Source organism: Blautia caecimuris (assembly GCF_024622975.1).
GTDB classification, from domain to species: domain Bacteria; phylum Bacillota; class Clostridia; order Lachnospirales; family Lachnospiraceae; genus Blautia_A; species Blautia_A caecimuris.
Window position 1 is genome coordinate 77103 of record NZ_JANJZT010000007.1, and the last position, 15520, is coordinate 92622.

At 45.4% G+C, this 15520-nt stretch carries 14 protein-coding genes; all 14 read right to left on the reverse strand.

The window, feature by feature from the left end:
* Positions 1-16: 16 nt before the first annotated feature.
* Positions 17-1267: a GTPase HflX gene (gene hflX, locus NSA57_RS06495; protein WP_257464357.1), complete on the reverse strand. Its 1251-nt coding sequence runs from the start codon at positions 1265-1267 to the stop codon at positions 17-19.
* A gap of 1 nt (position 1268) precedes the next feature.
* On the reverse strand, positions 1269-2399 hold the full coding sequence (locus NSA57_RS06500; protein ID WP_257464358.1) for a tetratricopeptide repeat protein: 1131 nt from the start codon (positions 2397-2399) through the stop codon (positions 1269-1271).
* An 11-nt stretch (positions 2400-2410) separates the two neighbouring features.
* Complete coding sequence (glmM, locus tag NSA57_RS06505; protein ID WP_147598757.1) at positions 2411-3757, reverse strand: phosphoglucosamine mutase; 1347 nt, start codon at positions 3755-3757, stop codon at positions 2411-2413.
* Positions 3758-3804: 47 nt separating this feature from the next.
* On the reverse strand, positions 3805-4722 hold the full coding sequence (locus NSA57_RS06510; RefSeq protein ID WP_257464359.1) for a nucleotidyltransferase family protein: 918 nt from the start codon (positions 4720-4722) through the stop codon (positions 3805-3807).
* 86 nt (positions 4723-4808) lie between these two features.
* Positions 4809-5888, reverse strand: a complete 1080-nt coding sequence (prfA, locus tag NSA57_RS06515) for a peptide chain release factor 1 (protein WP_147598759.1) — start codon at positions 5886-5888, stop codon at positions 4809-4811.
* Between the two features lie 24 nt (positions 5889-5912).
* The gene (gene prmC / locus NSA57_RS06520; protein ID WP_257464360.1) at positions 5913-6803 is read right to left on the reverse strand and encodes a peptide chain release factor N(5)-glutamine methyltransferase; all 891 of its coding nucleotides are present in this window, start codon (positions 6801-6803) and stop codon (positions 5913-5915) included.
* The gene (locus NSA57_RS06525; RefSeq protein WP_173752585.1) at positions 6790-7776 is read right to left on the reverse strand and encodes a DUF1385 domain-containing protein; all 987 of its coding nucleotides are present in this window, start codon (positions 7774-7776) and stop codon (positions 6790-6792) included. Before NSA57_RS06525 ends, prmC begins: the two co-directional genes overlap by 14 nt.
* Before the next feature lie 101 nt (positions 7777-7877).
* Positions 7878-8081, reverse strand: coding sequence for a 50S ribosomal protein L31 (rpmE, locus tag NSA57_RS06530; RefSeq protein ID WP_022068223.1), 204 nt, complete (start codon positions 8079-8081; stop codon positions 7878-7880).
* 114 nt (positions 8082-8195) lie between these two features.
* Positions 8196-10079 (reverse strand): transcription termination factor Rho, encoded by a 1884-nt coding sequence (gene rho, locus NSA57_RS06535; protein ID WP_257464361.1) that lies wholly within the window; start codon positions 10077-10079, stop codon positions 8196-8198.
* 407 nt (positions 10080-10486) lie between these two features.
* Positions 10487-10987, reverse strand: coding sequence for a COG2426 family protein (locus NSA57_RS06540; RefSeq protein WP_147598763.1), 501 nt, complete (start codon positions 10985-10987; stop codon positions 10487-10489).
* Positions 10988-11002: 15 nt separating this feature from the next.
* Positions 11003-12070 (reverse strand): histidinol-phosphate transaminase, encoded by a 1068-nt coding sequence (hisC, locus tag NSA57_RS06545; RefSeq protein WP_173752586.1) that lies wholly within the window; start codon positions 12068-12070, stop codon positions 11003-11005.
* A gap of 168 nt (positions 12071-12238) precedes the next feature.
* Positions 12239-13414: an NAD(P)-dependent malic enzyme gene (locus NSA57_RS06550; protein ID WP_022068227.1), complete on the reverse strand. Its 1176-nt coding sequence runs from the start codon at positions 13412-13414 to the stop codon at positions 12239-12241.
* Positions 13415-13439: 25 nt separating this feature from the next.
* The gene (locus tag NSA57_RS06555; protein ID WP_147598766.1) at positions 13440-14570 is read right to left on the reverse strand and encodes an Ldh family oxidoreductase; all 1131 of its coding nucleotides are present in this window, start codon (positions 14568-14570) and stop codon (positions 13440-13442) included.
* A 179-nt stretch (positions 14571-14749) separates the two neighbouring features.
* Positions 14750-15460 (reverse strand): FadR/GntR family transcriptional regulator, encoded by a 711-nt coding sequence (locus NSA57_RS06560; RefSeq protein WP_138270336.1) that lies wholly within the window; start codon positions 15458-15460, stop codon positions 14750-14752.
* Positions 15461-15520: the final 60 nt, after the last annotated feature.

Sequence of the window (15520 nt, forward strand, 5' to 3'; positions counted from 1 at the left end):
AGCGCTCCTGTTACAATCAGCCCCGGGGCATAACATTCACAAAAAACTCTGCAGGGATTTTTGCCTGGACAAAAATTCCGTCCTCTCTGTATTCCTCAGAGAGAAGCTGTCCGTATTCCCGGATCATCTGGATTTTTCCGGCTTCTTTATAAGCATACAGCTCCTCAATATAAATCTGGCTTTCTGCCAGAAGCCGGGATAACAGCTCTCTTAACTCACACAGTCCCCTGCCTGTTCTGGCAGAACATTTTACCGTATAGTCTGCCCGCAGATCACGCAGCTCTGAATCAGGCACAAGATCCTGTTTATTCAGAAGTGTAATGATCTTTTTTCCGGAAACACCCAGCTCCTTCAGAGTTTCATAAACAACCTGCATCTGCGTTTCTGCTCTGGGATTGGAAGCGTCTACCACATGGATGATATAATCTGCATATTTTGCTTCCTCCAGAGTGCTTTTAAAGGCTTCCACCAGATGATGAGGAAGCTTTCTGATAAACCCTACTGTATCTGTCAGAAGGATCTGCTGTCCGTCATCAAGATCCATTACTCTTGTTGTGGGATCAAGGGTTGCAAAAAGTTTATCCTCCGCCTGCACTCCTGCTCCGGTGAGAGTGTTCAGAAGCGTAGACTTTCCTGCATTGGTATACCCCACAATAGCAGCGGTCTTCAGTCTTCCCTTTGATCTGCTGCCGCGGATCAGCTCACGGTGTTTTTCCACCTGTACCAGCTCCGCTTTCAATGCCGAGATTCTGGTGCGGATAAGACGTCTGTCCGTCTCCAGCTTTTTCTCGCCGGGTCCCCTTGTTCCAATACCTCCGCCCAGTCTGGACAGGGAATCTCTTAATCCTACCAGACGTGCGGACCGGTAACGGAGCTGAGCAAGCTCCACCTGGATCTTGCCTTCGCTGGTCACTGCTCTTCCCGCAAAAATATCCAGAATCAGCAGCGTTCTGTCCATAACCTTACATTCCAGCTCCCGCTCCAGATTATTCAGCTGCGATGGTGAAAGCTCATCATCACAGATAATTCCGTTTGCATCAAGAGCAGTCAGGAGATTTTTCACTTCCTGAATTTTGCCTTTTCCGATATAGGTTCCCGGATGTACTGCTTCTCTGTTCTGAATGACCTTTGCCGCAGTTTCTGCTCCTGCAGTTTCTGCCAGCTCCTGAAGCTCGTCCAGGGATGCCTCCACATCATCTCCGATATCAGTCTGAACGCCTACCAGGATCACCCGCTCCTGAATTTCCTTAAAATCATACAACTGCATATCAACCCTCCCAGGATGTCTGTTCTTCTGCCGAAGCTGTGTCCTGTCCTTCTTCCGGGGCAGGTTCCTCTACATTTTCCTGCGCGATCCTGGACTGGAGAAATTCCAGTTCCTTCTTTGCTTCCTGGTCATCGGGATACATTTTCATATACTCCTGAGCCTTTGAAAAAGCGGTGTTAAAGTCAAGCTGTTTCTCATATGCAACAATTTCATTAAATAAAAGCTCCTGCATCTCGTCTGTATCTGCAGCCTCAAGTCCGCTGGCAATATTTACCAGTGCGCTCTGATAATCTCCGTCTGCTATATCACACAGAGCCAGCCCGTTGTATCCCTCTGCCTTACGGCTTTCTTCTGCGTTCAGATAATCCTGATACATGGATCTGGCGGCAGCCGTATCATTCTGTGCAAGGCATACCATTCCCAGTAAAGAAAGTGCCTCCACACTGCCCTTTTCGGAAGCCTTTGTCAGTTCGTTCCTGGCATTTTCATAATCCTGCATATAGTAATAAATACGCCCCCGCTCGCAGTAATCTTCTGCATTCCCGGGCTCAGTTTTCAGAATTGCTTCCAGATACCGTGTCCCGTCAGCCTCCATGCCTCTGCTCTGGTAGGCTTCGTAAATCTGAAGAGCCATGTCATAATCGGCTTTCTCTCCGTATGCCTGTTCAAAATTTGATGCCGCCTCATCATAGGCATCCATTGCAAGCGCCACACAGCCTGTTAAAAAATACAGATCTGCATTCATGGAATAATCAGACGCCAGAGTCTGACAGTCTGCCATGGCGTCATCCGGAAGCCCTGCTTTCAGCTGTGCAGTTGCACGGTATGCAAGCAGATCCTGCCTTATGGATTTTTTTACCCGGTTCTGTGACAGCGCCTGAGTAAAGCTCTCCACAGCTCCCTGATAATCTCCCAGGCGCAGTTTTGCGATTCCTGCGCCTCGTAGAGATTCCACTGTCTTATAGCTGTAGGAAACAGAAGTCTCATAACCTGTCAGCGCTTCCTGATAACTTCCCTGCTCCAGATTTTCTTCTGCCTGCTTATAAGTATTCTGTTTTTCACTTCCGCAGCCTGTAAGGAGAGACGCTCCTATACAGACTGCCAGTATCCGTCCGATTTTTCCTGTTTTCATGTATATCCTTTTTATTCTACAATAAGCCCTTCGGCTTCGATCACCTTTACCACATTGTCCACATGTTCCGCACAGATATCTTCTGTTCCTGCTTCTACCATAACCCGGATCAAAGGTTCTGTTCCGCTTTCTCTTACAAGAATGCGTCCGTCTGTGCCAAGGGCTCTGGCAGCTGTCTCTACAGCCTCTTTTACCTTTGGATTTTCTCTTGCCGCCACTTTATCCGCAACACGTACGTTTCTCAGGATCTGCGGGTAAACCTTCATCTCTTTTGCAAGATCACAAAGAGTGGTCTTTTTCTCCACGCAGGCCTCCATCAGCATCAGAGAAGTAAGGATTCCGTCTCCGGTGGCTGAATACTTGCTGAATATAATATGTCCGGACTGCTCTCCTCCAATACTGTAATTGTTTTCCAGCATATTTTCCGCAACATATTTATCCCCTACTGCCGTCTGCTCATAGCTGATTCCCTCGCGCTCCAGAGCCTTATAAAGTCCCATATTTGACATAACCGTGGTAACTACTGTATTTCCGTTCAGCCTTCCCTGCTCTCTCAGGTATTTGCCGCATACATACATGATCTTGTCGCCGTCGATAATGTTTCCTCTGTGATCCACTGCAATACAGCGGTCTGCATCGCCGTCATAAGCAAATCCCACATCCAGGCCTTTTTCCACAACAAATCTCTGAAGCACCTCAATGTGTGTAGAACCGCAGTTGGTATTAATGTTTGTTCCGTCCGGCTCATTATTGATCACATAGGTTTTTGCCCGGAGAGCGTCAAACACACTTTTGGCAATTGCAGAGGAACTTCCGTTTGAACAGTCCAGACCCACACGGATGTTTTTGAAATCACGGCATGGAATAGAGATCAGATAACCGATATAACGGTTTCTTCCGGAAGCAAAATCTACTGTTCTTCCAATATCCTCGCCGGTTGCCAGAGGAAGCTCTTCCAGCTTTCCATCCAGGTAAGCCTCGATCCTTGCCTCTACCTCGGCTTCGATCTTCTGTCCGTTTCCGTTGAGAAGCTTGATTCCATTGTCATAAAAAGGATTGTGGCTTGCAGAGATCATGATTCCACAGTCAAAATCCTCTGTGCGGACCACATAGGAAACGCTGGGAGTTGTGGTCACATGAAGAAGATATGCATCTGCTCCGGAAGCTGTCAGACCTGCCACCAGCGCGTATTCAAACATATAGCTGCTTCTTCTTGTATCTTTTCCGATTACGATCTTCGCCTTATGATCGCGCCCGTAATACCAGCCCACATAACGTCCTACTTTAAAAGCATGATCTACTGTAAGCTGCACGTTTGCCTCACCGCGAAAGCCGTCTGTTCCAAAATATTTTCCCATAATAATTCCTCCTTGAAGTCCATTGTGCCGACACAACGGGAAACTGCTTATTTATAAAGTGTCTCCGGATAAACGCCCTCTTTTGCAAGTCTGTCAAAAGCAGCGATCACCACTTCTTTGTCTTCCTGATAGGTCACCCCAAACCAGGTATCCTTTGTATCCAGTACATCAACCTTTGCTTTTCCTTCCTTGATCAGACGGTCGATCATCTCCGGCAGAAGATATTCTTTTTTGATATCCGCAGCATCAAGACCCTGAAGAAATTCCACAAAGCCTTTTTCCAGCACATCCATAAATGCAGGAGTCAGGCCCCACATATTCATGGAAACAAGGCTGTTTACATCCAGCTCTTCTGCTGTTCCGTCAGCGCTTCTGGACTCTGCGCCGTTCTCAGTCTTATAAATGTCATGAGTCTCTGTCACGCCAACCAGCGCTCCGTTTTCAATGTGGCAGACGCCTCTGGTTACGCTTCCGTTATCGCTGAGGGTATTTCCAAGACGGAATCCGGCCATACAGATATGAAGAAGTCCATCCTCCGGCTGCTTCTGCACCAGATAGTCATGTACTTTTACATATGCTTCTTTTCCATAATAATCATCTGCATTAATTACCATAAACGGCTCGGACAGAACATTCTTTGCCGCAAGAACTGCCTGACCTGTTCCCCATGGCTTTGTTCTGTCAGCCGGCTTCTCAAAGCCGTCCGGAAGATCTTCCAGTGACTGAAACGCATACTCAACTTCTGTGATCTGTTCAATTTTATTGCCGATCACAGCGCGGAATTCCTCTTCCAGATCCTTTCTGATAATAAAAACAACTTTGTTAAAGCCTGCCTCCAGAGCGTCATAAATAGAATACTCCATAATAATCTCGCCATTTGGGCCAACCGGCGCAAGCTGTTTGATTCCTTTTCCAAAGCGGCTTCCGATTCCGGCAGCCATGATCACCAGTGCTGTTTTTTTCATTTTATTCTCCTCCATTATATATTATCTATGCTGATATCTGTATATTTTACATTTTACAGACTTCAGTACTGTAATATTTTTATTTCTTACGCTTCCTCATTGTTGAGATTTGCCAGTTTAGCCGCCTGATCAGCCGCAATCAGACTGTCAATGATCTCACTGAGGTCGCCGCCCAGAATGCTGTCCAGACGATGCAGGGTAAGCTTGATCCTGTGGTCTGTCACACGCCCCTGAGGGAAGTTATAAGTACGGATCTTCTCGGAACGGTCTCCTGTTCCGATCTGGCTTCTTCTTGCCTCGGCTTCTGCATCGTGCTGTTTTGCAATCTCCATTTCATACAAACGGGAACGCAGTACCTTCAGAGCCTTGTCTTTGTTTTTCAGCTGTGATTTTTCATCCTGACAGGAGATCACGATTCCTGTTGGAATATGGGTCAGACGTACCGCAGAGTCTGTGGTATTGACACACTGACCGCCGTTTCCCGACGCACGGAATACATCAAATTTACAGTCGTTCATATCCAGGTGGAAATCAATCTCCTCCGCCTCAGGCATGATAGCCACCGTACAGGTAGAGGTATGGATTCTTCCGCCTGACTCTGTTTCCGGCACTCGCTGTACCCGGTGAACGCCGCTTTCATATTTCAGTCTGGAATAAGCGCCGTTTCCCTGGATCATAAAAGTGACCTCTTTAAAGCCGCCGATTCCGTTCTCATTGAGACTCATCATCTCTGTTTTCCATCTGAGGCTTTCCGCATATTTCACATACATACGGTAAATTTCCGCTGCAAAAAGAGCAGCCTCATCGCCGCCTGCGCCTGCGCGGATCTCCACAATAACGTTTTTGCTGTCATTTGGGTCTTTGGGAAGAAGAAGGATTTTGATCTCATGCTCCAGCTCCTCCACGCGTTTTTTTGCGTCGGAAAGCTCTTCCTTGAGCATCTCTCTCATTTCTTCATCTTTCTCTCCTTCCAACATGGAAAGGCTGTCCTGAATAGTTTCTTTATTCTCTTTGTATTCTTTATAAGCGTCCACGATCGGCTGCAGATCGCTCTGTTCCTTCATAAGCTTCTGGAACCGCTCCTGATTATCTGTAACTCCCGGTTCTCCCAGCTCATTGAGAACCTCATCAAACCGGATCAGAAGATCCTCCAATTTATCAAACATTCTGTTCCTCCTGTTACTTTATTCTTAGGCAAAAATTTTTGTTCTGGGATTCTGTCCCAGAACCACCCTGTCAAGTCCCGCAAGATCTTTTTTGACCGTTACCTGTTCAAAACCTGCATTTTCCATAATTCCGGTCACTGCCTGGCCCTGATCCCAGCCGATTTCATAGACAAGCCAGCCGCCGGGCTTCAGGTACTTCCTGCACTCCTCTGTAATCCTTCTGTAAAAATACAGTCCGTCCTCTTTTCCGTCCAAAGCCATATATGGGTCATGAGTCCGTACTTCATCCATCAGAGTCTCTATCTCCCCTGTTGGAATATACGGAGGATTTGACACAAGCATATCATACTCTCTCTGTGTTTTTCCACTGGTTTCAGAAAAATATTCCCCGGAAAACAGATCACTGTGTACCAGAACGGCTCTGTGATCCAGTCCCAGCTTCCGAACATTTTTTTCTGCAACCTGAAGAGCTCCCTCCCAAAGGTCTGCCCCCGTGCCTTCTGCCTCCGGAATTTCCTTCAGAATACTCAGAAGGATACACCCGGAACCTGTACACATATCAAGGATACGCGGCTTCTCTGTTTTTTTCAGAAGGTTCAGCGCCTCTTCCACAAGAATCTCTGTATCCTGCCTTGGCACAAGCACTCTCTCATCCACAAAAAAATCATATCCCATAAAGCAGGCTGTTCCGGTCAGATGCTGAAGAGGAATGTGTTCAGCCCTTTTACGGCAAAGCTTAAGATATGCTTTTTCCTGCCCCTCTTCTGTCTCCTGATCCATATGCGCATAATAATATGCCCTGTTTTTTCCAGTAATATATTCCAGAAGGAGCCAGGCATCCAGCCTGGCTTCACCTATTTCTGCTGTCTCCAGGATCTCAGTTCCTTCCCGCAGCAGCATTTCAAGAGTTTTCATTTGTTTCTTCTCCCGGCTTCCAGCCGAATTCCTCTTTCAGATACGCTTTCCAGTCAAAAACTGCTTCTACCGCAGCAATAGCCACCTCAACCATATCCTCCGTAGGTTCTATTGTTGTAAGCTTCTGCATGGCAAGTCCCGGTTTGCTTAAAAGACACGCAAGCTTATTGTCAGTTCTACCTGCCCACTGGATCATCTCAAAAGAAATTCCTGCTACAACCGGCACCATCAGAAGTCTTCCCAGCAGTCTCACCCAGTAAAACGGAACCAGCACAAAAATAAAATGCAGGAAAATGCTGACCAGCATGACCAGAAATAAAAAACTGGTTCCGCAGCGCTTGTGCTGCCGGGAGCTTTTCATAACATTTTCTACGGTAAGGGGCAGTCCGTGCTCAATACAGTTGATACATTTGTGTTCTGCGCCATGATACATAAAGGTTCTCTGGATATCTTTCATTCTGGATATCAGAAGCATATACCCCATAAACAATGCCAGCTTCACAAAGGCTTCCGCCACTGTTATCACAACCTCAGATGCGCCTACATTCTTTAAAAGACTGGCAAGAGCATAGGGAAGCAGCATAAAGGCGGCTACCGATATCACAATGGAAAACGCTACTGTCGCGTAAAGCAGCCATTTAAACTGTCTGTCCTCTTTTCTTTTTTTGGCAGCGCGCTCTTCCTCTGAAAGAGCCGCATTTTTTTCAGCCTCTTTCTCATCCTCTTCATCGCCTGCAATCTCCGCAGAGTACATGAGACATCTGGTTCCCACTACCAGACTGTCCACAAAGCTGACCACACCCCGGATCAGAGGCTTCCGCCAGATTCCGGCATTGCCAAACGTACATTTATAATCTTCTACCTTTAACTCAATTTCTCCGTCAGGACGGCGGACAGCAATGGAATACTTATCCTTATGCCGCATCATGATTCCTTCCATAACTGCCTGGCCGCCGATATTTGATGACTTCATATTTTCATATTCTCCATCTGTCATAAGCTCTTTTGTCTGAAAGCAAAGACAGGTTGAGATTTCCCAACCTCAACCTGTTCTCACGTTTTCATATTGTTTAATTATTTGTTTAAGCCGTATTTTCTGTTGAACTTATCAATACGTCCGCGAGCCTGTGCAGCCTTCTGCTGTCCTGTGTAGAACGGATGGCATTTAGAGCAGATTTCCACATGGATATCTTCTTTTGTAGAACCTGTTACAAATGTGTTTCCACAGTTGCAGGTTACAGTTGCCTGATGATAATTCGGATGGATTCCTTCGCGCATGATTTTCACCTCTCTGTATTTCTTTCTATTATTTTCTATTCGTGTATGAGTAGACGAATTTATTATTTTACAGCCTCCTGAGTATAACATACTCCTTTCATAAATGCAAGATATTTATAAAAATTTCTGTTTTTTTGCAGTCTGTACAAATTCCGCATTTGTTCTGGTTCTGGAAAACATATTCAGAATCTGCTCCACGGCCTCATCTGCCTTCAGACTGTTCAGAGCCTTGCGCATGGAGGATACGGTCTCCTGCTCTTCATGGCTGAGAAGAAGATCCTCGCGGCGGGTTCCGGATTTCTGAATATCAATGGCAGGAAATACACGTTTTTCCTGAAGCCTGCGGTCAAGCACCAGCTCCATATTTCCTGTTCCCTTAAATTCCTCATAGATCACATCGTCCATCTTGCTTCCTGTATCTACAAGCGCTGTGGCAAGGATCGTAAGGCTTCCGCCCTCTCTCATATTGCGGGCTGCGCCAAAAAATCTTTTCGGCATATGAAGAGCCGCAGGATCAAGACCTCCTGAAAGGGTTCTTCCGCTTGGCTGCACACAGAGATTATATGCTCTGGCAAGCCTTGTAATAGAATCCAGAAGAATGGTCACATCCTTTCTGTGTTCCACCAGACGGCGGGCTCTCTCCACAACCATTTCCGATACTCTTTTGTGATGCTCCGGAAGCTCATCAAAAGTGGAATAGATCACCTCAACGTTTGGCCCCTGGATCGCTTCCTTAATATCTGTCACTTCCTCCGGGCGTTCATCGATCAGAAGAATGATCAGATGCATGTCCGGACTGTTTCTTAAAATAGACTTGGCAACATCCTTAAGAAGGGTAGTCTTACCTGCCTTTGGCGGAGAAACGATCATCCCCCTCTGTCCCTTTCCGATAGGACTGATCAGATCCACGATCCTCATTGCCATACTTCCCCCCGGGCGCTCCATCTGAAGCCTTTCATTTGGAAATACGGGAGTCATATCCTCAAAATTATACCGTTTCTGCCCTTCGCTGGGATGAAATCCGTTAATAGAAGTTACATATAAAAGAGCGCTGAATTTTTCCCCCTGAGTTTTAATGCGGATATTTCCCTGAACGATATCTCCGGTTTTCAGATTAAATCTGCGGATCTGGGCCGGAGAAACATAAGTATCATTCTCTCCCGGAAGAAAGTTTTCACAGCGGATAAACCCATATCCGTCCTGAAGGACCTCGAGAATTCCATTGGCTTTCTGGCCGCTGTCCAGCTGCGCTGTTTCTGCCGGAATCTTTGCATCATCCTGCTGTATATAGCTTCCTCTGTTTTCATTCTGACTGCTGAAGGCTCTCGGATTTTCCTCCTGACTGTATCCGCTTCTTCTGTCTTCGTTCTGATTATTATATGTTCTCGGATTCTCCTCCTGGCTGTATCCGCTTCTTCTGCCTTCATTCTGATTATTATATGTTCTCGGATTCTCCTCCTGGCTGTATCCGCTTCTTCTGTCTTCGTTCTGACTATTATAAATTCTGGAATTTTCATCCTGAGTATTTCCGTATCTGCGGCCTTCATTTTGGCTTCCATACGTTCTGAAATTCTCTCCCTGAGTATTTCCGTATCTGCGGCCTTCATTCTGACTGCCGTGATTTTTCGAAAACTCGCTCTGACTGTTGCCGTATCTGCGGCCTTCACTGGCGCTGTTATAGGTTCTCGTTCCGCCCTCCTGCCAGTTATTTTTTCTTCTGTTGTCATAAAATGCCCGGGATTCCTGAACATGTCCATTCTGTCTGTACTGACGCACCGGAGTCTGATGTTCCTCCTGCCTGTCTTTCTTTTCTTCCCGGATTTCTTCTTTCTGTACAGTTTCCGAAATTGCTCCTGTATCTTTCCGCTCCTTTTCATCCTCCTGAAGCATACGTTCAATCAGTGCTGGCTTCCTTAACGTGGAAATTCCTTTCAGGCCTCTTGCCTTTGCCAGCTCCTTCAATGTCGCAAGTGACAAGGATTCGTATTTTTCTCTCATAAAAAATTCCCTCAGCCTTTTCTAAAAATAATACCCGGTTAATTCCGGAACTCTATATTATGATATAAATATTTTACGGGATACTCTGTCGGAACCGACACGAACATCAGAATTCCGGAAAACAGATAGTCCTGTTTTCCGGATAAACCGTCTTTTTCCCGGGATCACTGTCCCTGATACTGTAGATTTTCAAATTTTATTCTAGCATATTTTATTTCTTCTGTCTACCGGATGAAACCTCTTACTTTATTCTGTTCACTAAAGCCCGGTCAAAATGCCTGCCAGAGTTCCCGGCAAAACATCAGCCTGCGGACAATGCCCCATATACGCCATCTTCCGTAGCAGAACAGCTTCATTTCCGATTATCTGTAAAAATAAAATTTTTCATTTTACTTTTTGGTGAAAGATCAGTGAACGATATTTCCTACAAGTCCATAGGATACAACATACATGATCACAGTTGCCATAATAATTCCTCCCAGAATAGCCAGAGAAGATTTTTTGATATCAACTTCCAGAAGAGAAGCGATCAGCGCTCCTGTCCATGCCCCTGTTCCCGGAAGAGGAATTCCCACAAACAGCATCAGCCCCCAGAACTCATACTTTTTGATCTGGTCGCTTTTTCCCATAGCCCTGTTTTCAAGCTTTTCAATCAGACCATGAAAAATCTTTGTTTTTTTCATAAGTTTAAAAATCTGTCTGATAAACAGAAGAATAAACGGAATCGGTATAATATTTCCTATTATACATATGGGAATGGCTGTCGCTGCCGGAATCTTCAAAAGCGAAGCTGCCAGAAGTCCACCTCTCAGTTCCAGAATCGGAACCATTGAAATAATAAAAATAACCATCTCTGCCGAAATAAACTGGGACAGATTATCTGTAAACCACTGTACTAATACTTCCATATTACCTCCTGCTAATTAAATTTTTTGCTCATTCAGATAATTTCTGAGAAATTCTGTAAGAACTTCCATTTCCTTTTGCGTTCCTATTGTAATACGCAGATGATTACCTGTTCTTTTTCCCGGAAAATACCGGACATAAATATGATGCTCTCGAAGCGCCTGGAATAATTTCTCCGCCGGACAGCTCTCATGAGAAGCAAAAATAAAATTTGCCATGGAATCCTCAAAAGAAAATCCCAGCTTTTTCAGTTCTTTTTTTGTCCATTCTCTTGTCTCAATAATTTTACGGCAGGTTCCGTCAAAATATTCTCTGTCTTTTACTGCCGCCACCCCTGCTGCCAGAGCTGTTGTGTCCATCGTATAAGAATTAAAAGAATATTTTACATCATTAAGGTAAGAAATCAGCTTCGAATCGCCAATGGCAAAACCGATCCGCATTCCTGCCATAGATCTTGACTTTGAAAAAGTCTGCACAACCAGGAGATTATCATACTTATCCACAAGAGAAACGGCTGACTGTGCGCCAAAATCCACATATGCCTCATCTACGATCACAACGACCTCTCTGTTATGCGCCACAATCTCTTCCACATCCGCAAGAGACAGGGCTACCCCTGTAGGAGCATTGGGATTGGGAAAAATAATTCCTCCGTTTTCTCTGAAATAATCTTCTTTTTTGATATGGAAATGCTCATCCAGAACCGGACGTTCATAAGGAATCCGAAAAAGCTCCGCCCAGACATCATAAAAAGAATATGTAATATCCGGAAACAAAATCGGCTTTTTACCGTTAAAAAATGTAAGAAAACTCATAGCAAGCACATCGTCAGAACCCACTCCCACAAACACCTGCTGTTTTTTTACTCCGCAGGCTTCTGCAATGGCTTTCACCAGATCATCTGCTGCCGGATCCGGATACAGTCTTAATGACTCCGGTTCAATCCCACTGAGAGCTTTGCACACTCCCGGCGCCGGCGGATAAGGATTTTCATTTGTGTTCAGTTTAATCATGTCCTGATGATCAGGCTGCTCTCCCGGTGTATAGGGAACCACCCTGCGGACATTTGCTTCCCAGGTCTGCATATTTTTCGCCACTCCTTTTCTTTATTCCGCATTACATATCTGCTATTGTACCGATTCTTTTCCCATTTGTCAAAGCTTTCATGAGGGGAGCTCTGCTGTAAAAATAAAAAACCGCCTTCCATTCCGGTAAGCCCAAAATGGAAGGCGGCACAGCTTCTGTACAATATATCAGATTCTTGCCACGCCTGTTTTTCTTGCAGCATCGGCAACTGCCTTTGCAACCGCAGGTCCTACTCTCTTATCAAAAGCCTTGGGGATAATATAATCCGGTGAAAGCTCCTCATCGGAGATCAGCGCTGCCAGCGCCTCAGAAGCTGCAATCTTCATCTCATCATTGATATCTTTTGCTCTTACGTCAAAAGCGCCGCGGAATACGCCCGGGAACGCCAGAACATTATTGATCTGGTTAGGGAAGTCACTTCTTCCTGTGGAAACAACCTTTGCACCGCCTGCTTTTGCTTCATCCGGGAAGATCTCCGGTGTCGGGTTGGCGCAGGCAAAAATAATCGCATCCTCTGCCATTGTTTTTACCATTTCTGTTGTCACAGCGCCCGGCGCGGAAACACCGATAAACACATCTGCGCCTGCAAGCATATCAGCAAGAGAACCTGATTTTTTATCCAGGTTTGTTACCTTGCTCATTTCTTCCTTAACCGCATTCATTCCCTCTGCACGGCCTTCGTAAATGGCACCCTTTCTGTCGCAGAGAGTAATATTCTTAAATCCTGCCTTCAGAAGCAGTCTTGCAATGGAAATGGCTGCTGCTCCTGCTCCGTTCATGACTATGCGAACATCCTCTTTTTTCTTGCCCACAACCTTAAGGGCATTGGTAAGGCCTGCCAGAGTAATGATGGCAGTTCCGTGCTGGTCATCATGGAAAATCGGAATATCACATTTTTCTTTGAGCTTTTTCTCAATTTCAAAGCATCTTGGAGCGGAAATATCCTCCAGATTTACACCACCGAAAGAACCGGAGATGAGATAAATGGTATTGACGATCTCATCTACATCATGGCTTTTAATACACAGAGGAAACGCATCCACATCGCCAAACGCTTTAAAAAGAACGCATTTTCCTTCCATAACCGGCATTCCCGCCTCCGGTCCTATATCACCCAGGCCAAGAACTGCGGAACCATCGGTAACAACAAGACACATGTTCCATCTTCTTGTAAGATCGTATGATTTGTCCACATCCTTCTGGATCTCCAGACAAGGCTGCGCTACACCCGGAGTATAAGCCAGGGAAAGATCATCCTTTGTCTCTACCGGAACAGTTGTCACAACCTCAATTTTGCCTTTCCATTCTCCGTGTAATCTCAGTGATTCTTTTGCGTAATCCATTTTTATATCCTCCTTAGGGATTCTTTTAATAGTTTCCTGTAAAAAACCTGCTGTCCTTTGGAAGCTCATAGTCCTTAAAATACTTGCCGAAATCAAGCTTTAAGTATCCACACAGGTTTGCAAGCTCTACCATAGTGTTGTCATTGACCGGAATACCGTTTTCTCTTCTTTCTTTTTCTGCAAAGACTTCTTTTTCACCATGGGTATAGATGCGATCCTTGCCTTCAGCCCTGGGACTTTCTCTCAGGGCCTCAAGGTAATCGGAAAAATGTTTTCTGATGGCTGCCGGATCACCGAATGCTGCCGGATCAATAGCCATAAAGCCATGGCAGATTCCGGTTTTGTCCGGGAAAGTACAGCAGCTGTCAGAAGTCACGCCCATGGAAAGAATGGAGCTGAACAGCTCGCAGAGCATTCCGTAGCCATATCCCTTATGACTTCCTGTCACCTCTTCGCTTCCGCCAAGGGGCATTATTCCACCACCCTTTTTTGCCACAATATTTGCAAGTACATCAGGAGCGTCCGTGCTTGCATGGCCGTCCTTATCAAGAGCCCAGCCATCCGGCAGCGGTTTTTCCATCTTATTGTACATCTCCAGTTTTCCTCTGGTAACTACTGTAGTTGAACAGTCAAAGAAAAACGGATAGGGATCAGCCGGCATTGCCACTGCAATAGGATTCGATCCCAGCATGGCCTTTTTGCCGAATGTAGGAACCATAATTGCCTCAGAGTTGGTGCATGCCATACCGATCAGCCCCTGATCGCATGCCATTTTTGCATAAAATCCGGCAATGCCAAAATGATTGGACTCACGGACACTGACAATGCCCACACCTGTTTTTTTCGCTTTTTCAATTGCCTTTTTCATGGCAAAAACACTGATCAGCTGTCCCATTCCGTTATGTCCGTCAATAACAGCAGAAATCGGTGTTTCAAATACTACCTCTGGTTTGGCGTCCGGATGGATCGTTCCCTTTTCAATACCCTTGTGATAGCGAACCATTCTCTGCATTCCATGGCTCTCAATACCATAAAGATCTGCTGTCAGAAGCACATCCTTAATTTCTGCGCTCTCTTCATCATTAAAACCAAAAGCCTTAAATACATCGGTACAAAACTGATTTAATGTGTCATATGACCATTTTACATATCCCATGATAGTTCCCTCCGTTTTCTGGTAGTGCCAAACGTTTTATTGGTTATACCAATTTGTAGTTTCATTATAGCATCGGTCATACCAGAGCACAAGAAAAATCTTTTGATTTTTATGCAAAATCATATTATTTTAATGGGATCATTATGTAAAATAGTATCATATAGACAAAATATCAGTTGTCATTCTTCTTCCCGAAGCATTTCCGACATAAATTTCTCCACAGTGACCATATGCTCCGACATACACCTCTCTGCCGCTTCCACATCTCCGTTAATAATTGCTTCCACCAGCCTGTGATGCTGCTCATCCACAACAGCGGCAGACTGATTTTTATGCATGATATAATCTCTGATTCCGGAAATGATACTCTCTGTCAGCTTGTCCGCAGCAGCCAGAACACTGTAGATCATGGGATTGTCTGCAATTTTGGCAATCTTCTGATGAAGTTCTTTATCAAGCTCACCCCTCATCTTCTCATCTTCAGCAGCATCCAGCCTGGCAATGATCATCCACAGCTCTGCCGCATCCAGAGGCGTACACTTTTTTGCAGCAAGAATTGCATTTTCCCTTTCAAGTGCTGCACGAAGCTGCTGGTTCTGGCGGACATAACCATTATTCAGCTGGAAAAGGATGGACAGAGGTCCGATCAGCCAGGTATCAAGATCTTCTGTTATATAATTGCCTCCTCCAGGCACTGCCTTCAGAATTCCCAGAAGCTCCAGTGCTCTTAACACCTCTCTTACAGCAGCTCTTGAAACCCCCATGGTCTCCGCCATAGTACGCTCTGCCGGCAGAGCATCTCCAGCCTTCAGCTTCCCTGTCTGGATATTGTCAATAATCTGCTTCAATATTCCATCAAACGCCCGTTCTTCCCCAATTTTCCTAAACATACTTCTCCTTAATTCTTTTTCATTTAATATGCACCTTTACAGCTCTTTATCAGAAACTTT